Source organism: Streptococcus sp. SCPM-O-B-23252 (M501) (genome assembly GCF_058200355.1).
Map to the genome: position 1 here is coordinate 85989 of NZ_JBYQGS010000001.1, position 24783 is coordinate 110771.

General features: G+C 44.6%; 22 protein-coding genes and 1 riboswitch. Of the genes, 18 read left to right on the top strand and 4 right to left on the bottom strand.

The annotated features are described in order from the left end of the window. Positions 1-5: 5 nt before the first annotated feature. The 4 genes from AC3E6G_RS00380 to AC3E6G_RS00395 all read left to right on the top strand — a co-directional run bounded on the left by AC3E6G_RS00380 (position 6) and on the right by AC3E6G_RS00395 (position 6215). A complete protein-coding gene (locus tag AC3E6G_RS00380; RefSeq protein ID WP_048688423.1) occupies positions 6-560 on the top strand; it encodes a CvpA family protein in 555 nt (184 codons plus the stop codon). Positions 561-656: 96 nt separating this feature from the next. Beyond that, positions 657-2993 (top strand): endonuclease MutS2, encoded by a 2337-nt coding sequence (locus tag AC3E6G_RS00385; protein WP_490700238.1) that lies wholly within the window; start codon positions 657-659, stop codon positions 2991-2993. 80 nt (positions 2994-3073) lie between these two features. After that, on the top strand, positions 3074-4492 hold the full coding sequence (locus AC3E6G_RS00390) for a C69 family dipeptidase (RefSeq protein WP_490700239.1): 1419 nt from the start codon (positions 3074-3076) through the stop codon (positions 4490-4492). Between the two features lie 136 nt (positions 4493-4628). Then, positions 4629-4719: riboswitch (glycine riboswitch) on the top strand. A 155-nt stretch (positions 4720-4874) separates the two neighbouring features. Next, a complete protein-coding gene (locus tag AC3E6G_RS00395; protein ID WP_490700240.1) occupies positions 4875-6215 on the top strand; it encodes an alanine/glycine:cation symporter family protein in 1341 nt (446 codons plus the stop codon). Positions 6216-6244: 29 nt separating this feature from the next. Here the strand turns inward: AC3E6G_RS00395 and sstT are convergent, their stop codons facing one another. Next, positions 6245-7462, bottom strand: coding sequence for a serine/threonine transporter SstT (sstT, locus tag AC3E6G_RS00400; RefSeq protein ID WP_233331725.1), 1218 nt, complete (start codon positions 7460-7462; stop codon positions 6245-6247). 149 nt (positions 7463-7611) lie between these two features. On the opposite strand from sstT, the gene AC3E6G_RS00405 reads away from it, so the two are divergent. After that, a complete protein-coding gene (locus AC3E6G_RS00405) occupies positions 7612-8463 on the top strand; it encodes a mechanosensitive ion channel family protein (protein WP_490700241.1) in 852 nt (283 codons plus the stop codon). 335 nt (positions 8464-8798) lie between these two features. On the opposite strand, the gene def is transcribed toward AC3E6G_RS00405, so the two are convergent. Continuing rightward, complete coding sequence (gene def, locus AC3E6G_RS00410) at positions 8799-9413, bottom strand: peptide deformylase (protein WP_490700242.1); 615 nt, start codon at positions 9411-9413, stop codon at positions 8799-8801. A gap of 172 nt (positions 9414-9585) precedes the next feature. Between def and AC3E6G_RS00415 the strand changes: the two genes are divergently transcribed. The 4 genes from AC3E6G_RS00415 (at position 9586) to trxA (ending at position 11695) form a co-directional block, all read left to right on the top strand. After that, positions 9586-10314, top strand: a complete 729-nt coding sequence (locus tag AC3E6G_RS00415) for a pseudouridine synthase (RefSeq protein ID WP_314837205.1) — start codon at positions 9586-9588, stop codon at positions 10312-10314. 175 nt (positions 10315-10489) lie between these two features. Continuing rightward, positions 10490-10759 carry a 30S ribosomal protein S15 gene (gene rpsO / locus AC3E6G_RS00420; RefSeq protein WP_004193424.1) on the top strand — a complete coding sequence of 90 codons (270 nt, stop codon included), beginning with the start codon at positions 10490-10492 and terminating at the stop codon, positions 10757-10759. A 384-nt stretch (positions 10760-11143) separates the two neighbouring features. Next, positions 11144-11368, top strand: a complete 225-nt coding sequence (locus AC3E6G_RS00425; protein WP_219074665.1) for a DUF4649 family protein — start codon at positions 11144-11146, stop codon at positions 11366-11368. Positions 11369-11380: 12 nt separating this feature from the next. Next, complete coding sequence (gene trxA, locus AC3E6G_RS00430) at positions 11381-11695, top strand: thioredoxin (RefSeq protein ID WP_490700243.1); 315 nt, start codon at positions 11381-11383, stop codon at positions 11693-11695. 72 nt (positions 11696-11767) lie between these two features. Here trxA and AC3E6G_RS00435 read toward each other — a convergent pair whose 3' ends face one another. Both AC3E6G_RS00435 and pepF read right to left on the bottom strand, forming a co-directional pair. Then, positions 11768-12559, bottom strand: a complete 792-nt coding sequence (locus AC3E6G_RS00435; RefSeq protein WP_140814327.1) for a DUF2785 domain-containing protein — start codon at positions 12557-12559, stop codon at positions 11768-11770. A gap of 53 nt (positions 12560-12612) precedes the next feature. Beyond that, a complete protein-coding gene (gene pepF, locus AC3E6G_RS00440; protein ID WP_490700244.1) occupies positions 12613-14409 on the bottom strand; it encodes an oligoendopeptidase F in 1797 nt (598 codons plus the stop codon). Between the two features lie 174 nt (positions 14410-14583). On the opposite strand from pepF, the gene AC3E6G_RS00445 reads away from it, so the two are divergent. The 9 genes from AC3E6G_RS00445 to AC3E6G_RS00485 all read left to right on the top strand — a co-directional run bounded on the left by AC3E6G_RS00445 (position 14584) and on the right by AC3E6G_RS00485 (position 24718). Further along, a complete protein-coding gene (locus AC3E6G_RS00445; protein WP_490700245.1) occupies positions 14584-15861 on the top strand; it encodes a DUF6287 domain-containing protein in 1278 nt (425 codons plus the stop codon). A 162-nt stretch (positions 15862-16023) separates the two neighbouring features. Then, on the top strand, positions 16024-16614 hold the full coding sequence (locus tag AC3E6G_RS00450) for a hypothetical protein (RefSeq protein WP_490700246.1): 591 nt from the start codon (positions 16024-16026) through the stop codon (positions 16612-16614). Between the two features lie 493 nt (positions 16615-17107). Next, positions 17108-19330: a polyribonucleotide nucleotidyltransferase gene (gene pnp, locus AC3E6G_RS00455; RefSeq protein WP_490700247.1), complete on the top strand. Its 2223-nt coding sequence runs from the start codon at positions 17108-17110 to the stop codon at positions 19328-19330. 24 nt (positions 19331-19354) lie between these two features. Beyond that, a complete protein-coding gene (gene cysE, locus AC3E6G_RS00460; RefSeq protein WP_003018264.1) occupies positions 19355-19972 on the top strand; it encodes a serine O-acetyltransferase in 618 nt (205 codons plus the stop codon). 12 nt (positions 19973-19984) lie between these two features. Further along, positions 19985-20851, top strand: a complete 867-nt coding sequence (locus tag AC3E6G_RS00465; RefSeq protein WP_490700248.1) for a GNAT family N-acetyltransferase — start codon at positions 19985-19987, stop codon at positions 20849-20851. 20 nt (positions 20852-20871) lie between these two features. Continuing rightward, complete coding sequence (gene cysS / locus AC3E6G_RS00470) at positions 20872-22215, top strand: cysteine--tRNA ligase (protein WP_490700249.1); 1344 nt, start codon at positions 20872-20874, stop codon at positions 22213-22215. Continuing rightward, complete coding sequence (locus tag AC3E6G_RS00475; RefSeq protein ID WP_490700250.1) at positions 22208-22606, top strand: Mini-ribonuclease 3; 399 nt, start codon at positions 22208-22210, stop codon at positions 22604-22606. The genes cysS and AC3E6G_RS00475 overlap by 8 nt, the downstream gene beginning before the upstream one ends. Then, positions 22603-23463 carry a helix-turn-helix domain-containing protein gene (locus AC3E6G_RS00480; RefSeq protein WP_490700251.1) on the top strand — a complete coding sequence of 287 codons (861 nt, stop codon included), beginning with the start codon at positions 22603-22605 and terminating at the stop codon, positions 23461-23463. Before AC3E6G_RS00475 ends, AC3E6G_RS00480 begins: the two co-directional genes overlap by 4 nt. Before the next feature lie 124 nt (positions 23464-23587). Beyond that, entirely contained in the window at positions 23588-24718 is a 1131-nt protein-coding gene (locus AC3E6G_RS00485) for an ABC transporter ATP-binding protein (RefSeq protein WP_021154414.1), read from the top strand. Positions 24719-24783: the final 65 nt, after the last annotated feature.

Consider the following 24783-nt stretch of genomic DNA (forward strand, 5'->3'; position numbering starts at 1 on the left):
GTTGCATGTTTTCAATCCTGATTTTATTCATCCTAGCTTGGAGTTTTTATATTGGGTATTCACGAGGGATTTTGCTTCAAGGATATTATTTTTTAACCATGATTGTGGCCATGTTGGTCGCAGGATCAGGCTATCAGTCCTTGGCAAAAACCATTAGTCTATGGATTCCATTTTCGAGTGCAACACAAGCTTCAAAAAGCTATTTTTATGGTGCAGACCAACTCTTTCACTTAGACAAAGTTTTTTACGCTGGTTTGGCTTACTTCATCTTGTTTGTTTTAGTCTATGCGATAGGTCGAGTGATTGGACTCTTTATTCCCTTGATTCCAACGCCTGAAAAATGGGAGGAGTATCCGTTTCAGATTGCCAGTGGTGTGCTAGCTGTCCTAGTAACCTACTTTGTTCTGCAAATGGGATTCACGATTTTGTCAACCATCCCCATGGCAGCCATTCAAGATCGACTTCATGGAAGTTTCCTCATTCGATTTATGGTGCAGCATAGCCCCCTTACAGCAGGCCTCTTGAAACAACTTTGGGTTGTAAAAATCTTAGGTGCGTAATCACTTCTCATCATGTCTAACAGTTCATGAGAGTTATTATAGAAAGGAAGGGGAGGCTCAGACCAAAATCAGCCTCCTTTTCTGTTGTGGAGAAACATGAATCAAAAAATTCTCGAAACCTTAGAGTTTCAAAAAGTCAAAAACTTAGTAGAGCCCTATTTGCAAACGGAGCAGGGCGAAGTGGAGTTGCAGGAATTAGCCCCACTTACAAAAAAAGAAGCAATTGAAACCGCCTTTCTTGAAATGGCGGATATGGCTCAGATATTTGTGGAGCATCCGCACTTTAGCGTGCCCACCATCCAAGAAATTCGTCCAGTGACCAAGCGTTTAGAACTAGAAACATCGCTCAATATCGATGAATTGTTAGCGGTGAAGAAAGTCCTGCGCGTGACCCATGAATTGCGAAATTTTTATGATGAATTAGAAAATGTCCGCTTGGAAAAACTGGATCGGATATTTGAAAATCTAGTCGATCTGCCTCAGTTGCAGGGAAGTCTCCATGCCATTAATGAGGCAGGATTTATTGAAAACTTTGCCAGTGAAATCTTGGCTAAAATCCGTCGACGGATTCAAGAGAATGAACACCAAGTGCGAGACATTCTACAAGAATTGTTGAAGACCAAGTCCGAAATGCTGGCTGATCAGGTCGTAGCGAGTCGGAATGGACGAAATGTCTTGCCAGTCAAAAACACCTACCGCAATCGGATTGCCGGTGTGGTGCACGATATTTCAGCTAGTGGAAATACCGTCTATATCGAACCTCGGGCGGTCGTCAATCTTAATGAAGAAATTGCGAACCATCGTGCAGATGAACGCTTCGAGATGCTCCGGATCTTGGAAGAAATTTCAAACCTCCTTCGTCCTCATGCGGGGGAAATCCGAAACAATGCTTGGCTGATCGGTCATATTGACCTCGTTCGGGCCAAACATCGCTTTTTACAGGACCGAAAAGGGACTATTCCAACCTTGTCAGATCAAGGGGAGATTCAGCTCTTGCAGGTGCGCCATCCCTTGATTGAGAAGGCTGTTCCCAATGATATCCACTTTGGAAAAGACCTCACAGAGATTGTTATTACCGGACCGAATACGGGTGGGAAGACCATCATGCTCAAGACCCTGGGACTAGCCCAATTAATGGCCCAGTCGGGCTTGCCAGTCCTAGCTGACGCTGGGAGTAAGGTGGCTGTCTTCACGCAAATCTTCTCTGATATCGGAGATGAGCAGTCGATCGAGCAGAGCCTGTCTACCTTCTCCAGTCACATGACCAATATTGTCTCTATTTTGGAGCAGGTCGATGAGGAATCCTTGGTCTTGCTGGATGAGTTGGGTGCTGGAACAGATCCTCAGGAAGGGGCTTCACTGGCGATCGCCATCCTAGAAGATCTCCGCTTACGAGGGATCAAGACCATGGCAACTACCCACTATCCAGAACTTAAGGCCTATGGGATTGAGACCCTGGGTGTTCAAAATGCCAGCATGGAATTTGATACGGACAGCCTGCGTCCGACCTATCGGTTTATGCAGGGGGTACCAGGACGTTCCAATGCCTTTGAAATCGCGCGTCGTCTAGGCTTGTCAGAAGTGATTGTTCGTCAAGCGCAGGGGTTGACCAATCAGGATCGGGATGTCAACCGCATCATTGAAAAGTTGGAAGCTCAGACCCTAGAAAGTCGCAAACGACTCGAGTCCATCCGAGATGTTGAACAGGAAAATCTGAAATTCAACCGCGTCCTCAAGAAATTGTACAATGAGTTGACCCGAGAGCGGGAAACAGAGCTCAACAAGGCGCGTAAAGAAGCGCAAGAAATTGTGGATCTTGCTCTAGCAGAGAGCGATCAGATCTTACAAGGTCTTCATGCCAAATCGCAACTCAAGCCCCATGAAATTATTGAGGCCAAGTCTCAGTTGAAGAAATTGGCCCCAGAAACGGTCGACCTATCGAAAAACAAGGTCTTGAAACAGGTTAAGAAAGCCCGTGCTCCAAAAGTCGGAGACGAGATCTTGGTGATTAGCTATGGGCAACGAGGAAGTCTTACTAAGCAGCTCAAGGATGGTCGCTGGGAAGCCCAAGTGGGACTGATCAAGATGACCTTGGAAGAAAAAGAATTTAATCTGTTAAAAGCTGACAAAGATGCTTCACAACCGAAAAAACGCCAGGTCCACGTAGTCAAACGTTCCAACGCCAATGGGCCTCGGGCTCGCTTGGACCTTCGTGGCAAACGGTATGAGGAAGCCATGGAAGAATTGGACAGCTTTATCGACCAAGCCCTTCTCAATAATATGGCCCAAGTCGATATCATCCACGGTATCGGAACTGGGGTCATCCGGGAAGGAGTTACCAAGTACCTCCGTCGCAATAAGCATGTCAAAAGCTTCGAGTACGCCCCTCAAAATGCAGGAGGAAGCGGAGCGACAATTGTGACCTTTAAATAAGCAAAGAGTCAGTCGTGCCTTTTAATCAGGCACGCTTTTTGCTATAATACAGTCAGTTTAAACGGAAAGAAGGAAAGCATATGACCCCTAATCGTTCGTCCGATTCTTGTACTACCATACTTGTCGGAAAAGATGCCAGTTATGATGGTTCAACCATTGTAGCTCGCACGGAAGACTCTCAAAACGGAGTGTTTACTCCTAAGAAATTTATCGTTGTTCAGCCAGAGGATCAACCCCGTCATTATCGGTCGGTCCTATCTCCTTTTGAGATAGACCTGCCAGATAACCCTGTTCGTTACACAGCTGTTCCAGATGCCATTCCAAAAGATGGTATCTGGGGAGAAGCAGGGATCAATCGGTACAATGTGGCTATGAGTGAGACAGAGACCATTACGACCAATAGCCGAGTCTTGGGGGCGGATCCTCTGGTGGAAAGTGGAATTGGGGAGGAAGACATGCTAACCTTGGTCCTTCCTTATGTCCAGACTGCCCGAGAAGGAGTGATTCGCTTGGGGAAAATCCTAGAAGAATACGGAACCTATGAGTCTAACGGAGTAGCTATCAGCGATGTCAATGAGATCTGGTGGTTGGAAACCATCGGAGGTCATCACTGGATGGCCCGCCGTGTGCCAGACGATGCCTATGTGACCAATCCCAATCAATTGGGAAGTGATCGCTTTGAGTTTGATCGCCCGGAAGAGTTTTTATGTGACCCAGACTTGAAAGATTTTGTGGAACGCCATCACCTGGCCTTGGATTTTGACGGTTCGTCTTTTAACCCTCGTTATGCTTTTGGGAGCCAACGAGACAAGGACCGCCATTACAACACGCCACGGACTTGGGATATTCAACGATTCCTCAACCCAGAAGTGGAGCAAGATCCTCGTTCCTTCTTCCTTCCTTGGTGTCAAAAACCTTACCGCAAGATTACGATTGAAGATGTCAAATATGTCCTCAGCAGTCACTACCAGGATTCAGCCTATGATCCTTACGGTTTAGAAGGGGATAGTCATAGTCGTCGGACCTTCCGTACCATTGGCATTAACCGGACCAGCCAGACGGCCATTCTCCAATTGCGGCCAAATCGTCCTCAAGAGACAACCGGGATTCAATGGCTTTGCTATGGGTCAATGCCTTTCAATACGGCCGTTCCTTTCTTTACCCAGGTCGATACGACACCGGATTATTTTGCCAATACGACAGAAAAAGTGACGACAGATTCCTTCTATTGGACCAATCGGATCATTGCTGGTCTGGCAGATGCCCACTATAGTCATCATGTTGGAGATTTAGAAGATTACCAAGAAAGTACTATGGCACTTGGGCATGCCCGGATTGGACGAGTGGATCAAGCCTTGGCAACAGGACAAACCGTTGATTTCGAAAGAGAAAATCAGGAAATGAGTGATCAGATTCAAGAAGCGACGGATCGCTTATTGGATAAGGTCTTGTTGGATTCTAGTAACCTGATGACCAACCATTTCTCTTTGAGTGACTAGTTGGACTAAGTTGTACTATTTCATGATAGTTTCTGAAAACATTGACCTTCTTTTCAAATTATGCTAAAATAGAACAAATTGAACATCATACCGGATGAAGTTTTTCAGAAGTAGGGCCTTCCTATGACTGTGAAATGGACGGAACTCTGGAGAGACCGTAAAGGCACCGAAGGGGCAAGGTAGAGCATTCTACTCAAACTCTCAGGTAAAAGGACAGAGCAAAAGATAGAAGCCTTTTTGGTTTTTATTTGGAGCACCAGAGTACATGTTTGACATGTGCTCTTTCTTTTTCTCTTTGGATGATTGCTTGGATGATGTGGAGGAAGTGGATGGCTATCCCTTTCTAAAGCTAGACAAATGATAAAAGGAGAAATAGATAAGGATGACAAATTGGCTGGCATTTTTTAAACAAGTAGATAATGTGGTCTGGGGGGCTCCCCTTTTGATCCTCTTGGTGGGGACTGGGATTTATCTGAGCTTCCGCTTGGGCTTGCTTCAAGTTTTTCGTTTACCCCAAGCCTTTCGGCTCATTTTTACAGAAGATCAAGGAGAAGGGGATATCTCTAGCTTCGGAGCCTTGGCAACAGCCTTGGCGGCGACAGTTGGGACAGGAAATATTGTCGGAGTAGCGACAGCGATTCAGACAGGTGGCCCAGGTGCCCTCTTTTGGATGTGGATGGCAGCCTTCTTTGGAATGGCGACCAAGTATGCAGAAGGTTTGTTGGCCATTCGCTACCGAACCAAGGATGACAATGGTCACATTTCTGGTGGTCCGATGTACTATATCCTTCATGGGATGGGAGAGAAGTGGCGTCCTCTTGCCATCTTCTTTGCCCTGGCAGGTGTTTTGGTGGCTCTCTTTGGGATTGGAACCATGACCCAGGTGAATGCCATTACGGGCGCTTTGAAGACTAGTTTTCTACTTTCCCCTCAAGTCGCTAGTCTGGTCATTGCAGGAATCGTTTCGGCTGTCATATTTGGGGGAATTCATTGGATTTCCAAGGTTTCCGAAAAGGTGGTTCCTTTTATGGCTGCAGCCTATATCTTTGCGACAGTTTATATTATTGTCTTGAATATGGATCAAGTGCCGACCGTTCTATCCCAAGTTTTCCAAGGTGCTTTTACAGGAACCGCGGCTATCGGTGGTTTTTCTGGAGCCTTGGTGAAAGAGGCGATTCAAAAAGGGGTGGCGCGTGGAGTGTTCTCCAATGAGTCAGGACTGGGATCGGCGCCGATTGCAGCTGCTGCAGCGAAGACGGAAGAACCAGTGGAGCAAGGTCTGATTTCTATGACCGGGACCTTCATCGATACCATAATTATTTGTAGCCTAACTGGTCTAGCTATTTTAGTATCTGGCCAGTGGACAACAGTGGCGCAAGTTGGGAGTGATTTGACCCAACAGGTCTTTATCTCGACCTTTGGCCACATCGGTGGGATCATTCTGACTCTTTGTTTGGTCTTGTTTGCGACGACGACCATTTTGGGTTGGTCTTATTATGGTGAACGCTGTGTCGAATTTTTGGCGGGTGTCAAACTCATCCCCTATTACCGTCTTCTGTTTATCCTGATGGTGGGGGTAGGAGGCTTTCTTCAGTTAGAATTGGTCTGGATCATTGCCGATATTGTGAATGGACTGATGGCCTTGCCGAACCTCATCGCCTTGTTAGCCTTATCGCCTATTGTTATAAAGGAAAGCAAACGATATTTTAAGAAAAAGAAATAGACCAGATCGTGTGATCTGGTCTTTCTGTCTTAATAGCGTTTTTCTTTGGGCCAATCTTTCATTTCAGAAATGGCTGTAAAGAGGACGTCTGTCGATGAGTTAAGGGCTGTTTCACAAGAATCTTGGATAACACCGATAATGAAGCCTACACTAACCACTTGCATAGCGATATCATTGTCGATACCAAAGAGGCTGCAGGCGACAGGGATCAAGAGGAGGGAGCCACCGGCTACTCCAGAAGCCCCACAAGCTGAGATGGCTGCAACGATACTGAGGACCAGGGCAGTCCCAAAATCGACCTGGATGCCTAAGGTGTTGACAGCAGCTAGGGTCAAGGTATTAATGGTAACGGCAGCTCCGGCCATATTAATAGTAGATCCTAGAGGGATAGAGACCGAGTAAGTATCAGGGTTGAGACCTAGTTCCTTACATAGCTTCATATTGACAGGGATGTTAGCAGCAGAGCTTCTAGTAAAGAAGGCAGTCAGTCCACTGACTCGTAGACATTTGAAGACGAGCGGATAAGGATTTTTGCGAATCATGATGTAGACAAAAATCGGGTTGATGACTAGAGCGACGAAGAACATGGTGCCAACCAAGAGAAGTAAGAGGAGGCCATAGCTTTTAAGTCCATCAAAGCCTTGTCCTGCAATCGTTGTATAGACCAAGCCAAGAATCCCAAATGGCGCAAGGTTAATGATCCATTCGACAATCTTGGAAGTGATATCTGCCAGGGTTTGAAGGAGGTCCTTGCTGTGCTCACTCGCTTCTCTCATAGCAACACCAAAGACGACGGCCCAGGATAGAATCCCGATATAATTGGCCTGAATAAGGGCATTGAGCGGATTGTCCACGATTTTTAAGAGAAGGTTGCTGATGACTTCCCCTAGTCCATCGGGAGAAGTTCCTTCAGCACTAGCTCCTGTTAAAGAAATGGTAATAGGAAAGAGATAGTTCACCAGGACCGCTACCAAGGCTGCCGCAAAAGTTCCCAGGAGGTAGAGGACAATGACTGATTTCATATTGGTTTGGGTTCCCTTTTGGTGCTGGGAGAGGGCGTTAGCGACAAGGGCGAAGACTAGAAGAGGAGCAATAGCCCGCAAGCCTCCTACAAAGATTTCCCCTAACAGACCAATTGCAGATGCTTTAGGAAGCAACAGAGCTAAAAGGGCTCCAACGAAGATTCCGATTGCAATCCGCTTCATCAGGTTGGTTTTGTTCCAAGTTTGAATGAGTCGTTTGACCATAAGGACCTCCTTTATTGAAAGTTTACCGTCCATTATACGATAGATAAGTTTGAAAATCAAGGTGAGTATAAGAGGAGGTTAGTGGTTCTATAGCCTAAAATCTGATATAATCAAACCATTAGAAAAAGAGAAGGAGATTGATAGAAGGTATGAAGAATATTTTTTCCCGCTATATCAGTCAGTTTGATTGGACCAAGATTATGGATGACTTGGTTTCAAAATTGATTTCGTTAGCTATTTTATTCGTTTTATTTTTTCTTGCAAAAAAACTAATCCATAGTTTGGTGAAACGCATCTTGAAGCCTTCTCTGAATTATGTAGGCCAAGATGAAGCGCGTAAGAATACCATCTTGCGCTTGGTAGAGAGTTTGTTGAATTACTGCCTCTATTTTATCCTGATCTACTGGATTCTTTCTATCTTGGGCTTACCAGTCTCCAGTCTCTTAGCAGGTGCAGGAATTGCCGGAGTTGCCATTGGGTTAGGAGCACAGGGCTTCCTATCAGACTTGGTCAATGGGTTCTTTATTCTTCTGGAACGTCAGATAGACGTCGGGGATACCGTTCGTTTGACCAATGGTCCGATCACCATCGCTGGAACCGTCTCTAGTGTGGGCATTCGGACGACCCAGGTGCGAGATGCAGATGGGACTTTGCATTATGTACCCAATCGCAATATTATGGTTGTCAGCAATCTCTCTCGGGGCAACCAGCGCGTCCTCATCGATATGCCGATTTCTGCTCAAACTGATCTAGACAAAATCTATCAAATCTTCCAGCAAGTCAACGATGAACAAGCCCAGAAGCATCCAGAAATTTTAGATGGTCCAACGATTCTAGGCCCTCAAATTGAAAAAGGGACAGGTCGTTATTCCTTCCGCGTCGCCATGATGGTCCAGTCGGGAAGCCAAGTGGCCATCTACCATCTTTATTACAAACTCTATCATGATGCCCTCTTACAAAATGGCATCGAGATTCCAACCACTTTCTCTGTCACACCCTAACAAAAAAAGACCTATTGGTCTTTCAGATTGAAGATAAAGTCTTCTGAAAAACTTTCCTTAGGTGAGTACGGACTTTATCCGCAGCCCTTGTTAAACTTGTATTGAGCCCCTTCGCTCTTTAATTTCTGGTCTCAGGCTAAAACAGTTTCCCAAACTGTTTTACTCTCAATAATTCCGAATGCCTGAAACAATTATGTTTCAGGCATTTTCTCACAGCGGAAAGTTTTTGATCTTCTTAAATAACTAAAAAATAAAAGTCATTTTTTGGTAATCACCTAACTGTTTTTATGTAAAACAATAGTTTGTCTCCATTGTAAAAGATCTATGTTTTTTTCTTATTCTAAAATAAGCATGCCATCTTTGACAGCGAAAGGATCTTTCGGATTGATCCGATCGTAGAACATAACGCCATTGATGTGATCGATTTCGTGTTGGACCACAATGGAGTTGTAGCCTTTGAGTTTGATACGGTGCTTTTCTCCGGTCTTGTCATAGTAGTCTACCGTTACACGTGCGTGGCGAACCACATAACCAGGAACGTTGCGGTCTAAAGAGAGACACCCTTCCCCATCTCCTAGAGCCGCATCTTGGACTGAGTGGGAGACAATTTTAGGATTGTACATGACTTCTTGGATGGAGTAGGCTTCTTTTGGAGGATTTCCTTCTTCGTCCTCTGGATTTGGGACGAGAACGGCAATGATGCGCTTAGAAATGTCCAACTGAGGGGCAGCGAGTCCAACTCCACCTCGGAGACCCAATTTTTCCGCCATGACAGGATCCTGTGAATGGTGCAAGAACTGCATCATTTTTTCCCCTAGGATGATGTCTTGATCTGACAGTGGGAAAGTGACCTCTTCAGCGATAGCACGTAAAGTTGGGTGGCCTTCGCGGATAATATCATTCATATCAATTAGATGGGCAGCTTTTGTAATGGTTTCGATTGCAGACATGTTCTCATTCACTCCTTTTTTCTAGAAACCATCATATCATAATTCCTTTTAGAATGAAAGTTTGCCAATTGATTGAGGGGGTGCTAATGGACCAGACGGACTGTAAACTAGAAAAGGAAAGCATCCTAGTCCGGTTCATGGTATAATGATAAGAAGAATGAAGGAGGCAAGCATGCGTCTAGATAAATATTTAGTGGACTGTGGAGTGGGAAGTCGGACAGAAGTCAAGCAAGTCCTCAAGCAAAAAAAGATTCAGGTCAATGGAAAGGTAGAAACCTCTGCCAAGGTCCATATTGATCCAGATAAGGATCAAGTGACCTATCTGGGAGAAAGTTTATTCCATGAAGAGTTTGTTTACTATCTGCTCAATAAACCCAAAGGGGTCATTTCAGCAACGGAAGATGACCGCCATCAAACAGTCTTAGATTTGCTAGATGACACGGCCAGACACAAGGAAGTCTTTCCAGTTGGACGTTTGGATATCGATACCCATGGCTTACTCCTCTTGACCAATAATGGTAAGTTGGCTCATGCCATGCTATCGCCTAAGAAACATGTGGACAAGGTCTACCGTGCCCAAGTAGCTGGCATCATGACTCAGGAAGATATCGACCGCTTCAAAGAAGGAATAGAATTGAAGGATTTCACCACCCTGCCAGCTGAGTTGGAAATGTTGGAGGTCGATCAAGAAGCTAATAGTTGCTTGGTTCAGATCCGCATCGCTGAGGGAAAATTCCACCAGGTCAAGCGCATGGTCGCAGCTTGTGGCAAGGAAGTCACCGATCTCGAGCGGATTTCTATGGGGCCCTTGAGCTTGGATCCTAGTCTCGAATTGGGGGAGTGGCGTAGATTGACAGCAGAAGAAATAAAGTTCTTAACTGACTTTGGGGTCAACCTATAATGAGAAGTCATTGTAGTCTTGGGTTTGAAGAACTCTGTTGGAAAAAGCAGAAGTGTTTGACAGAAAGATGAAATCTTGGTAGAATGAATAGGTCGAATAGACAACTAACTCTTTCTTGGTAGCAGGCTATGCCAAACCTGCCACTCGGATAGAGCATAAAGAAAAGGAGCTTATCATGGCAATCTCAAAAGAGAAAAAAAATGAAATCATTGCACAATACGCACGTCACGAAGGTGACACTGGTTCAGTAGAAGTACAAGTTGCTGTCCTTACTTGGGAAATCAACCACTTGAACGACCACATCAAACAACACAAAAAAGACCACGCTACTTACCGTGGTTTGATGAAGAAAATCGGTCGCCGTCGTAACTTGTTGGCTTACCTTCGTAAGAACGACGTTAACCGTTACCGTGAGTTGATCAACTCTCTTGGACTTCGTCGTTAATCATGATGCTAAGGGCGCCAAAAATCCGTATGAAAAAAGGGAAACGACACAGTGTTCGATGAACACAAGGAGTTTCATCTTTTTCACTAGGATTTTAGCCCGAGCTCAAAACAGCTCTCTAAATTCAGAGGGCTGTTATTTTTTGCCAAGTGCTTAGGCCGTGTTCGATTGAGTATATCTTGAAAATAAGGCTACTCTAGTTGAGTAGCTTTTTTTGTTTTCACTAGGATTTTAGCCCGACCTCAAAACAGCTCTCTGAATTCAGAGGGCTTTTTTGTTATCTTTTTTCGGACAAGATTCATTATTCTGAGTAAGTCGTTTTATTTGACAGATGTAACAAATAGAGTTACAATAAGTGCATCTTAAGAAATAGAGGTTATCGATATGATTGATATTACATATCTAGATGGTGCAAAACAAGAAAGAGTCATGCATTTTGATTCCTATGAAGAATTTGAACGCTCCCAACAGACCTGCTTGATTGGTGTAGCGGATTACTATCCTGTACAAAAATTGACTTATAATGGGCACGAACTCGATTATCACGGAACTTATGGAGATGTCTTCTTCTATTTGATGAAGCAAGACCTTGATCCATACAAAAACTAAAGGAGAAAGAAAATGGCAAAAGTAATTACAGACGCAACATTTGAAACAGAAACGAACGAAGGATTGGTCTTGGTAGACTTCTGGGCGACCTGGTGTGGTCCATGTCGTATGCAAGGTCCAATCTTGGATAAATTGTCTGAAGAACTTTCAGAAGATGTCTTGAAAATCGTTAAAATGGACGTTGATGAAAATCCAAATACAGCGCGTGCTTTCGGCATTATGTCTATCCCTACTCTTCTTTTCAAAAAAGATGGACAAGTGGTTAAACAAGTTGCTGGTGTTCACACAGCAGAACAAATCAAGGCCATTGTGGCTGAGTTGAGTTAAAAGCATAAGCACTCCCATTAATAAAATGGGAGTGCTTTTTTATATGATAAATTGCAAGAATAAGTGCAATAGTTAGTATTGAAAAGATTGAATGGCCTCTTTCAACTCATCTTGTAAAAAGTCTCTCTGATCAAGTTGAATATAGACTTCTAACAGACAGGATCTAAGGTTGGAAAATTTATAAAAATCTCCCCTCTCCTCTATTGGAAAGTCAAGCGTTTTTATCCAAGAAGCTACTTGTTCTTGCTCGATTTTCCCTTGCAAAATAGGTTCATAGAGCACTCTAGCTAAACGCCAATCCTCATCATCGGTAAAACGAATTGAAATTCTTTTAAAGACTTGGCCAAGTATGTTCAATCCTTCATGAACTTTGTTATTAGGAAGGTCTGGATGACAAACTACTTCTGTTAAAAGATCAGCTCCATGCGCAAAAGCGTGAACCCAACCATACTGGCTGGAAAAACCTGTTGTATCCTTTTCTTTTAAAAGATAGTGTAAGCCTTGATCCAGTAAAATATATCTTATATCAGCTTTTAATCTTTGATAAAAAATCGATTGTTGGTTGGCATCTGCAGACAAGAGATTGGCATAAATCAGTGCTCTAAAAGAACGATCAAGTGTCGATAGTCCAATCTTGTCAATCTCTTTTTCTACTCCTTCATCGGATATAATCGTCTCAGAAATGAAATGAAACTGTTCCTGTGTAAAGAGTTCTTCTTGAATCCCTCTAGCCAAGCTTGTAAAAACGAGATCATCGCGAATTTCTGGTGAGGGATCTCCTAAATGTTCCAGCAACCACTGGATTTCTTCTCGGTTATAGCTTGGTTTTTCTTCTGTCACTTTACTTTGTAATTCTTGATACATCCCTACACCTCTGAATTTCTACTAGCTTATTTTAGAGTTGGCTGTAGAGGAGTTTATTCTCCCAATTCTGCACTATAAGCAATAATTTGATCCACTGTGTCTGAAAGGAATTGGATGGTGTCGCGAAGTGGTTTGTCAGTCGAGATATCTGCTCCGATGATCATGGCTGACTCAAGTGGGGTCTTGCTGCCACCTGATTTGAGGAGGTCTAGCCAATCTTTTGCTCCGTTTTCGGAGTTCTTCAAATGCAAGTATCCCGCTGTTGAGATAACCAAGCCAGCTGAGTAGGTGTAGCTGTATAGCCCCATGTAGTAGTGGCTTTGGCGCATCCAGGTCAACGCTGCATCGTCATCGATTTCAACGGCGTCTCCCCAGAATTCGGTCAAGACTTCCTTCATGATGCTATTGAGCTTGCTAGCACCGAAGGTGCCACCTTCTTCGATCAAGGTGTAGACCTTGCGTTGGAAGGCTGCTTCCAACAAGTGGGTGATGAAGTTGTGGAAGTAGGTGTCTGTCAAACGGTGAGCCAAGGCAAAGCGTTTTTGACGAGGGTCGTCAAACTGGTGTTCCAAATAGTCGCTGAGGAGGAGCTCGTTAAAGGTAGAAGGAGCTTCCACATAGTAGGTCGACATGTGGGCGTTGAAGTAGCTTTGGTTGTTGTCTGAGAAGATGAATTGACCAGAGTGTCCGATCTCGTGGATCAGGGTGTAGACATCGCTCATGCGTCCTGTCCAGCTCATGAGGACATAAGGGTGGACACGGTATGGGTCAGCGGCATAACCACCGGAATCCTTGCCTTCATTGGCCGCAAAGTCGACCCAGCGTTCGGTTTGGTAGCGGGCGATTTCGCGGGAGTATTCTTCTCCAAGAGGTGCCACAGATTTCATGACCAAGTCATAGGCATCATCAATGGTAACATCTGGGTTGAGCGCACTGTCCAAGTCCAACTTCCAATCAGCAAAGGTCATTTTCTCAAGGCCGTTGACCTTGGCCACGTGTTTGAGGAATTTTTGAGCGACTGGAGCGAAATCCTTCATGATCAGGTCAATCTGACGGTCAAACATAGAACGATCCACTTCCTGCTCAGCCAAGAGATAGTCAAAGACAGAGTCGTAGCCCCGCATATCTGCGATCAGTTTTTCAGACTTAACTTGGGCTAGATAGGTAGCAGCAGCCGTGTTTTGGTGCTTGCGGAGACCTTCTGAGAAAGAACGAAAGGCTTTTTCACGGACTTCCGCATTCTCATGGTTTTGGTAGAAGTTTTCATAGGTAACAAAGCTATTTTTGTAAACTTTTCCATCCACTTCAAAATCAGCCATTTCAAAGTCACCCGCCCGCATCTTAGTATAGATGTCTTGTGGTCCGTAGAAGACTTCACCCAGGTTGGTCAAGGTCTTTTCTACGTCAGCTCCTAAGTAGTGGGCTTTTTTAATTTTAGCCTGACGAATGGCATAAGTGAGGTGAGGGAGTTGCCCGAGGCGTTCGAGGACTTCTTCATCTGCTTCGACCAAAGCATCGTCAAAGAAGGAAAGTTCGACGCTTGCCCAAGTTTCGAAATCCATCCCCGCTTGGGCAATTTCCGCAAAAGCTTCATCGCCAAAGTCCGTCGTTTGTGGCATAAAGCTGTAGTTACCAATGTGGCTGAGTCGGATCTGAATCTGTTCAAAGACCGCAAAGGCTGCTTCAAAGTCTTCAAAAGTGTGGAGCTTGCCCTTGTAGTTACGGACAAATTCATTGATTTCTTCGCGTGTTTTTTCAATGGCGCGCAAGAAGTCTTCCTGGTCTTGGTAGAGGGCTGTGAGGTCCCAGAGTTCATTCTCAGGAAATTCAGAACGTTTTTTTAATTCCATAGTGTTCTCCTTTTGATCAAATAACTATACTCAGTATAGCAGAAAATAGGGGAGAATGATAGGCGAAAGGAGAACTTATCACTGCCAGCTTGATCTAATAAGAAACCAAGGATTTTCTAGCTTTTTTACCTTCTTTTGGTATAATAAAGTTGAGAAACTTTTAGGGAGTATACGATGAAGAAAATCTATAAAGTTAGCTTGGCAGCGATGACCTTGCTAACCTTGGTGGCATGTGGACCTAAGCGACGTCCTCGGACGCAACCCTCTACAGCTCAGAGTGAAGTAACAGATGGAAAAAGTTCCAAGAAAGCATCGTCTGGGCATGAGTACTATCAAACAGTGCTTGAACGTTACCAGGCCTACTCTAGGGCTATCGAAGCAGGTGATAGTGCAGGTCTAGAGACAAAACTAAAAGAAATAGATCCTCAATCGGATGAGTATGTCTATGCCATGTATCTTCAAACTTTGGGTAGTAAACCAAATCTTTCCTATTTTTATACAGATTTGGATAAGGATGGCCGGGATGAACTCTTGATTGGGAATGGCCAAACAGTCTCAGCAATCTACTATCTGAAAGGCCAGCAACCAGAATTGCTGCATACGGCTTTTGTAGCTTCCTCTGGTGGCTCTCGTTCAGGTTTTCAAATTTTTGAGGATGGCTCGGTCATCTATGCTAGCTTTTCGTCTCTTAAACCAGAAGTAGATCTAATCTATTACAAGTTCCAAAAAGGAAAGCTGGAGACTGTCAATAAGATCCAAATTAAAAATGGGGACGGTCAGAAGCCAGAAAAAGCCTTAGGGATTACAGCAAAAGAATTGGATCAAGCAAAATTTGGATGGAAAGAACTAGAGACTGGGAAGAAGGCGACCAGCCAAGCAAGTACCTCAGAGCAGCAAACAAGTAGTTTCCAAGTCCGTGTATCAGTTTCAGATCTTCGAATTCGTAAAGAAGCATCGATCAAGGGGGAAGAAGTCGGAATAATCCCGCAAGGTGTTTACACGATAACTGAGACGGTTACAGCTGACGGTTATACCTGGGGCAAGCTCCAATCTGGCCAAGGCTGGATCGCGCTTGAATTTACGACGAGAGTGGAAGGGGGAAATGCTGAATCAGCTCCTGCTCCTGACACTGCAAGTACTGGGATGAATCTAGAAGAAATTAAAAATGGAAATTTCTCAAGTGTGGCAGGCGTATGGAAAAATAAGCACGGAACTAGCATTGAGTTTAATGCGCAAGGAATTGTGAAGGCCAATGGTAGTGCTCTGAGTGGTGTTCAATTTTCTGACTTCTACTTTAAAGAAGGCAATTTACACGGGCTTAGTCGCATGCCTGGAGCAACGAGTGAAACGCCAATTATTTTCATTCCTTCAAGAGAAGGGGGAAGTGAATCCATATATTGGAGCAAGAGTGATGTGACGAATGGAAACGACTTGTACTACCGTGTGAACTAAGAAAAAAAGAGTCAAACATAAAAAATTGGAACCTATCTACTAGCTACAACCCTCTTGCTTTCTTTAGTAGCTTGTACTCCGAAGCGGTATGAGCGTAAGCATGGCCCAGTAGGGTCTTCATCAGTCTAAAAGTCATCTGGTGAGGCCCAAGAAAAAGAGAAGATGGAAGAAGTTAAGTCAGATGAAAATGACAAAGAAGCCATTGGGACCTTGTCAAAAGCGGACGAAGAGGATATCTATTCGATCATTGAAAATAGTACATCTTTGACCTATTCCCTTCAGGTGCAACCGACTCGCTTGCTAGAGTTGAACAATGATCACGGTGCGGTTGATGGTTACCCACAAGACATGTTCATTGATTACTACAATACCTACACGCCGGGAACTTATAATTTGCAAGATGTCATTGATAAATTGAATGCTGAAGAGACCTCGGAATCTATCCGCAGTCTGTCACAAGACCAGCTGATCCAACTGACAAACGAAAAGAAGGACGGCTGGATCTATTCGACAAAAGACAAGGCCTTCTACGAAGTTGTTCCTGGTGGTCGTGGCGGAGCGATGTCACCGATGGAAGCCCCTTTACCCGATGAATGGGTGATCAATGAAGATTCGGTTGAAGTGCCAACGACCATCCAAGGGACTTCTGAATCCTACAGATGCTTTGTTTTGAAACGCAACAACAAGAACTACAAGGGTGGAACGTATAAAACACGCTTTTATGTGGACAGCACAGAATTCGTGAAATTGTAAAAATAATCAGAAGCTATATCTAGCTCTAAAATTTTTATATAGAACTTGCTGAAGATTCAAAGAAAAAGGCCCTCAAAGCCTTTTTCTTTTGGGCTTGAATATGTTAAAATAAAAGGTATACGTGCTTGGATACAAAGATGAGGATATAACATATAGAAAGACTCTTGCAATTCCTATCTCTTTGAGTTGGAGGCCTTAGTATCTTGAGTAATTGAATTTTGGCCTCATTTCTTAGGAAAAAAGATAAGCTTCCTAGCACTCATCGAGTGCGACGTCACCTTTCTATTTTTCTACAGAAATGTTCGGCAAGCCGAACCGTCCAAAATATCTTGATAGTTGAACACGGGCGAAATCCCTAGTGAAAAAGATAGATTTCCTGGTGTGCGTGGCACACTGCGTCAATCTCCTTTTTTCATACGGGATTCTTCACGCCCTTTGTATCCTGATTTTTGTAGGCAAGTCGTATAATTTTATCAATCCAAAGGGGATTACAATGACAAAACAAGTGTTTCAAACGACTTTTGCGGGTCGTGAGTTGATCGTAGAGACTGGTCAGGTTGCTAAGCAAGCAAATGGATCTGTTGTCGTGCGTTACGGTGAGTCAACTGTCTTGACGGCAGCTGTCATGTCTAAGAAGATGGCAACTGGGGATTTCTTCCCACTTCAAGTCAACTACGAAGAGAAAATGTATGCGGCTGGGAAATTTCCTGGTGGCTTTATGAAACGTGAAGGACGTCCTTCAACAGATGCGACCTTGACAGCGCGTTTGATTGACCGTCCAATCCGTCCAATGTTTGCGGAAGGTTTCCGTAATGAAGTGCAGGTCATCAATACTGTGCTTTCTTACGATGAAAATGCATCTGCACCAATGGCAGCCATGTTTGGTTCATCATTGGCCTTGTCTATCTCAGATATTCCGTTTGACGGACCAATCGCTGGGGTACAAGTAGGCTATGTTGATGGCCAAATCATCATCAACCCTACGCAAGACCAAGCTGATCAATCGCTTCTTGAATTGACAGTAGCTGGTACCAAACACGCTATCAACATGGTAGAGTCTGGTGCTAAAGAATTGTCAGAAGAAATCATGTTGGAAGCTCTTCTCAAAGGGCACGAAGCTGTTAAAGAATTGATTGCCTTCCAAGAAGAAATCGTAGCGGCAGTTGGTAAGGAAAAAGCAGAAGTAGAATTGCTTCATGTAGACGCTGACTTGCAAGCTGAAATCATCGCAGCCTATAACAGCGACCTTCAAAAAGCTGTCCAAGTTGAAGAAAAATTGGCGCGTGAAGCTGCGACTCAAGCAGTGAAAGACCAAGTAACGGCTGTTTACGAAGAAAAATATGCAGACCACGAAGAGTTTGAACGCGTCATGCGCGACGTGGCTGAAATCTTGGAACAAATGGAACATGCAGAAGTGCGCCGTTTGATCACAGAAGATAAGGTTCGTCCGGATGGCCGTAAGGTCGACGAAATTCGTCCTTTGGATGCGCAAGTGGACTACCTTCCTCGTGTACACGGTTCAGGTCTCTTCACTCGTGGACAAACGCAAGCCCTTTCTGTCTTGACTTTGGCGCCAATGGGTGAAACGCAAATCATCGATGGTTTGGATCCAGAGTACAAGAAACGCTTTATGCACCACTACAACTTCCCACAATATTCTGTAGGGGAAACAGGTCGTTACGGTGCGCCTGGTCGTCGTGAAATTGGTCACGGTGCTCTTGGTGAGCGTGCTCTTGCTCAAGTATTGCCAAGCTTAGAAGAATTCCCATATGCGATTCGTTTGGTAGCAGAAGTCTTGGAATCAAATGGTTCATCTTCTCAAGCATCTATCTGTGCGGGAACACTTGCCCTTATGGCTGGTGGTGTGCCAATCAAGGCGCCAGTAGCAGGTATTGCCATGGGTCTCATCTCAGATGGAAACAACTACACAGTATTGACAGATATCCAAGGTTTGGAAGACCACTTTGGAGATATGGACTTCAAGGTTGCAGGTACGCGTGACGGGATTACAGCCCTTCAGATGGATATCAAGATCCAAGGGATTACTGCAGAAATCTTGACTGAAGCGCTTGCTCAAGCCAAGAAAGCTCGTTTTGAAATCCTTGACGTGATTGAAGCAACGATTCCAGAAGTGCGTCCAGAATTGGCGCCAACTGCTCCGAAAATTGATACCATCAAGATTGATGTCGACAAGATTAAGATTGTCATCGGTAAGGGTGGAGAAACCATCGATAAGATCATCGCTGAAACAGGCGTTAAGATTGATATCGACGAAGAAGGGAACGTATCTATCTACTCGAGCGACCAAGATGCGATTAACCGTGCCAAAGAGATCATTGCTGGTTTGGTTCGTGAAGCCAAAGTGGACGAAGTCTACCATGCCAAAGTGGTGCGTATCGAGAAATTTGGTGCCTTTGTTAACCTCTTTGATAAGACAGATGCCCTCGTACACATCTCTGAAATGGCTTGGACGCGCACCAACCGTGTTGAAGACTTGGTAGCGATCGGCGATGAAGTCGATGTGAAGATTATCAAGATTGATGAAAAGGGTCGTGTTGATGCTTCTATGAAGGCACTCTTACCACGTCCGCCAAAACCTGAACCTTCAGAAGAAAAAGGTGAAAAGGGTCCTCGTCATGGCGATCGTCCTCGTCACCACAATAAAGACCACAAACCTAAAAAAGACTTTACCATTACACAAAAAGATTCAGAATAAGCATTAGAAAAGGAGGAGCACGGTATGGGATGGTGGCGTGAAACCATCAATATTGTAAAAGAAAATGACCCAGCAGCGCGTACCTCGCTGGAGGTCCTTTTGACCTATCCGGGCGTCAAAGCACTGGCAGCTCACCGTGTTTCCCACTTTTTGTGGAACCATGGTTTTAAGCTTCTAGCTCGGATGCACAGCCAATTCTGGCGTTTTTGGACCCAGATCGAGATCCATCCAGGTGCGACTATTGCTTCTGGTGTCTTTATCGACCATGGAGCGGGCCTTGTTATCGGGGAAACAGCCATTGTTGAAAAAGGCGTTATGCTTTACCATGGGGTGACCCTTGGGGGAACAGGAAAGGATGTCGGCAAACGCCATCCGACGGTACGTGAAGGAGCCTTGGTCTCCGCTCATGCTCAGGTCATCGGCCCAGTGGAAATCGGAGCAAAAGCCAAAGTAGGAGCAGGAGCTGTCGTGGTCTCAGATGTACCAAGTGATGTGACCGTTGTCGGTGTTCCTGCCAAGATTGTACGGGTACACGGTCGAAAAGACGAACCAGTCATTCATCAAGAAGAAGAAAAACGGGAATACTACATGAACAAGCTGGAGCATGCCAAGGAAGCCAGCCATCGGTCTTCGAGCTTGTAAGGAGATCGCTACGTGATTCAATCAACCAATACATTGAATGACCACCAACTACTGGAAGCAAAGGCCCTTATTGCCATCTGTCAGAAGTATGACGGAACGTTTCGGGATCCTTATCTCTCCAATATGCTCAATTTTGATCCCGATATGCCGGCCTTTTTCCTTTATTACGAAAAAGGTGAACTTGTTGGTCTATTAACTATCTATGCGGATGACCAAGATGTGGAAGTAGCGATCCTGGTCCATCCCAATCATCGCCGCCAGGGAATTGCGCGTGCTTTGTATAGAAGTTTTGAGAAAGAAACGGCATCTTATCCAATTGAGTCTGTGACTTTTCAGACAGAGCGTATTTTTCTAGAGAATCATCCTGATTTTGCTAGCAATTGGGGACTGGTTGAGGATGAAGAGACAGAAACTTGGTTAGGACGTGATCGAACCGCTTATGCATTAGATTCCCGTTCGGATGTCGATGTGCTCTTGGCAAAACCTTCTTATCTTGAAGCCATTGCCCAGCTCCACCACCAAACCTTTTCAGTTGAAGTGGAAGCACCGGAAGTGAGCCACAGATACATTTCGGAGGCATTGAAGGATCCTGATAGTCTGCTTTACATATTACTCAAAGAAGGTCAAGTGATTGGCGTTTGTACGGTGGATGTATCTGGAAAATGCAATTACCTTTATGGACTTGCGATTGCTGAAGTCTATCGTGGGCAAGGTTACGGAAGCTATCTAGCAAAATCCCTCGTCAACAAACTCATTGCGCAAAATGACAAGGCATTTCAGATTGCAGTGGAAGACAGCAATGTAGGTGCCAAACGCTTGTATGAAAAGATTGGCTTTGTCACACAGACTCAGGTGGTTTACTTGAAGCCAAAAGAGTAGAAACAGAAAGGAAATGAAGCGTGTTAAAAATTTATGATACCATGTCTCGTGATTTGCGAGAATTTGTCCCAATAGAAGAAGGAAAGGTCCGCATGTATGTTTGTGGGCCAACAGTATACAACTATATCCACGTAGGGAATGCCCGTTCAACGGTAGCCTTTGACACGATTCGTCGCTATTTTGAGTATCGTGGCTACGAGGTTAACTATATTTCCAACTTTACAGATGTGGATGATAAGATTATCAACCGTGCTAAAGAAGAAGGTATTACTCCTCAGGAAGTGGCAGACAAGTACATTGCAGCCTTTCGTGAGGATGTGACGGCTCTCGGCGTGAAACCTGCAACTCGCCACCCTCGTGTGGTCGAGTTTATGGACGATATCATCCGTTTTGTCGCTGATTTGATCGAAAAAGGCTATGCCTACGAGAGCCAAGGGGATGTTTATTTCCGTGTGGAAAAATCCCACAACTATGCTAAGTTAGCCAACAAAACTCTAGAAGACTTGGAGTTAGGTGCTTCTGGTCGGACAGATGAAGAGACTGCCCGCAAGGAAAATCCAGTCGACTTTGCCCTTTGGAAAGCTGCGAAGCCGGGTGAAGTTTCTTGGGACAGTCCTTGGGGTCCTGGTCGTCCTGGTTGGCACATCGAGTGTTCGGTCATGTCAACGGGGATTTTAGGCGATACCATTGATATCCACGGTGGTGGAGCCGATCTTGAGTTTCCACACCATACCAATGAAATTGCCCAGTCTGAAGCCAAAACAGGCAAAACTTTTGCCAACTACTGGATGCACAATGGCTTTGTCAATATCGACAATGTCAAGATGTCCAAGTCCTTAGGTAACTTCATTACTGTGCATGATGCATTGAAGACCATCGACGGCCAAGTCCTTCGCTTCTTCTTTGCGACCCAGCACTACCGCAAGCCCATTAACTTCACAGAAAAAGCGGTACGCGATGCGGAGACCAACCTCAAGTATTTGAAAAATACCTATGAGCAACCGTTCACAGGAGAAGTGGATCCAGCAGACTTGCAAGGCTTTGTGGACAAGTTTATCGCGGCGATGGATGAAGATATCAATGCAGCGAACGGAATTACTGTCGTCTTTGAATTGGCTAAATGGATCAATTCAGGTCACTACAATCAAGACGTCAAGGATGCCTTGACCAAGATGTTAGAAGTCTTTGGAGTGGTCTTTGTCGAGGAAGTCTTGGATGCAGATATTGAAGCCTTGATCGCGGAACGTCAAGAAGCGCGGGCTAATAAAGATTTTGCGCGAGCAGATGCGATTCGCGATGAATTGGCTGCGCAAGGAATCAAGCTCTTGGATACAAAAGAAGGTGTAAGGTGGACACGTGATTGATGTCAATCTAATCAATGGAATCGCCCTGGCCTTTGAGGGAGATGCGGTCTATTCCATGTATATTCGCAAGCACCTGATTTTTCAAGGGATGACCAAGCCCAATAAGCTTCACCAGGCTGCCACCCGCTATGTCTCTGCTAGAGCTCAGGCCAGCTTGATTGAAAGCATGCTGGAGCAAGAAATTCTGACGGAAAAAGAGTTGGAGATCTACAAGCGCGGTCGCAATACCAATAGCCATACCAAGGCCAAAAATGCGGATGTCGTGACCTATCGGATGTCGACGGGCTTTGAGGCTGTCATGGGCTATCTCCATATGACGGGGGAGCTCTCTCGGCTAGAAGAGCTGATTGACTGGTGCATCCAGCAAGTAGAAGAAGGAAGAAAGCAGTGAAAAATATCAGAGAGTGGTTTCCTCATGCAGAGGTGACGGATCAAGCCAATCCACCAGCTGGTTATGTAGCCATTCCCCTTCAGGCTCATCAATGGTTACTGCTGAAGGAAGAAGAGCTAACTGAGCGAGAAAAACAATTGATTTCCTGGTTGGGCGGTGAAGAAGAGGTTGCCCCTAATCCTTGGTACCAGTACCTGATCGATGGAAAGGGAGAAGCCCCTCAAGTCATCAAAAAAATGCAACTCGTCTATTGCCACATCTCGCATTCAACAGCGGAAGGGACGGCTTCTTGGTTAGAGATGATGCAGACACTCTTGCCCAACTTCCGAGCAACCTTGCAACTGAGTGGACAGGACTACGTGCTCATTCTGGACCAAGACCAGTCTTTACCTGTAGCTGCTATCTTAAAAGATACTGTCTCTGCCATGGAATATGATTTTAACATTCGTTTATCTATCCTGGTCGGGCAAGTATGGACCGAGTCAAAAGAAGGAAAAGTGTCTCCGGTTATCCGAGCAGAACAGGCGGTCTTTCGAGCTTGGATCCGAGAAGGGCATCAAGGCGTCTATCGCTTTTCCCAACTCTATCTGTGGGGAATCGAGCAGGCAGGTCTGGATCTTACCCCGATCAAAGAACGCTTACATCAGTTGATTGAAAGTCAAGATCAATTGCAAGACATCATTGTCGCTCTTTGGGAAAATGGGGCAGTCGTAACCAAGGCGGCCCAGCAACTCTATCTCCATCGCAATTCGCTCCAATACAAGATTGATAAGTGGGAAGAGCTAACGGGTCTCCAGTTGAAAAATCTGACAGATCTGGCTCTTTGCTACCATTTAGTCTTGCAAGATGTCATTTAAACGGAATCAATCGAGAGTTTTGTGCAACTTGCACAAAACTCTTTTTCTTTTTTGTGAGACTTGCCATAGATTTGTAAAACGTTTTCATTTACAATAGAACTATAAAAATCAAAGGAGTACCATCATGGTAGAATTAAATCTTAAAAATATTTACAAAAAATATCCAAACAGCGAACACTACTCAGTTGAAGACTTCAACTTGGACATCAAAGACAAAGAATTTATCGTTTTCGTAGGTCCTTCAGGATGTGGTAAATCAACGACTCTTCGTATGATCGCTGGTCTTGAAGATATCACAGAAGGTGAGTGTTCAATCGATGGTACTGTTGTAAACAACGTGGCACCTAAAGACCGTGACATCGCCATGGTATTCCAAAACTACGCTCTTTACCCACACATGACTGTATACGATAACATGGCTTTCGGTTTGAAATTGCGTAAATACAGCAAGGAAGATATCGACAAACGTGTACAAGAAGCAGCTGAAATCCTTGGCTTGAAAGAATTCTTGGATCGTAAACCAGCTGACCTTTCAGGTGGTCAACGTCAACGTGTGGCCATGGGACGTGCCATTGTCCGTGATGCAAAAGTATTCTTGATGGACGAACCTTTGTCAAACTTGGATGCCAAATTGCGTGTATCGATGCGTGCTGAAATCGCGAAAATTCACCGTCGTATCGGAGCTACAACGATCTATGTAACCCACGACCAAACAGAAGCGATGACACTTGCTGACCGTATCGTTATCATGTCTGCTACTAAAAACCCTGCAGGTACTGGTACAATTGGACGTGTGGAACAAATCGGTACTCCTCAAGAAGTTTACAAAAACCCAGTCAACAAATTCGTAGCCGGATTCATCGGAAGCCCTGCAATGAACTTCATTAACGTGAAATTGGAAGGTGGACACATCGTTGCCAATGGATTGAACTTGAAAGTTCCAGAAGGTGCTTTGAAAGTCTTGAAAGAAAAAGGCTATGATGGTAAAGAATTGATCTTTGGTATCCGTCCAGAAGACGTGAATACAGAAGCTGCTTTCCTTGAAACATTCCCAGAATCAGTCGTGAAAGCAACCATCTCTGTATCTGAGTTGCTTGGTTCAGAATCTCACTTGTACTGCCAAGTTGGTGACAACGAATTCATCGCTAAAGTAGATGCACGTGACTACCTTGGAACTGGTGAAACCATCGAACTTGGATTTGACTTGAACAAAGCTCACTTCTTCGACAAAGAAACTGAAAAAACAGTATACTAATACCTACTGACACTGTAGAGAATGAGACGATATGTCTCAGTCACTTTCATTTTAAGGAGACAAAA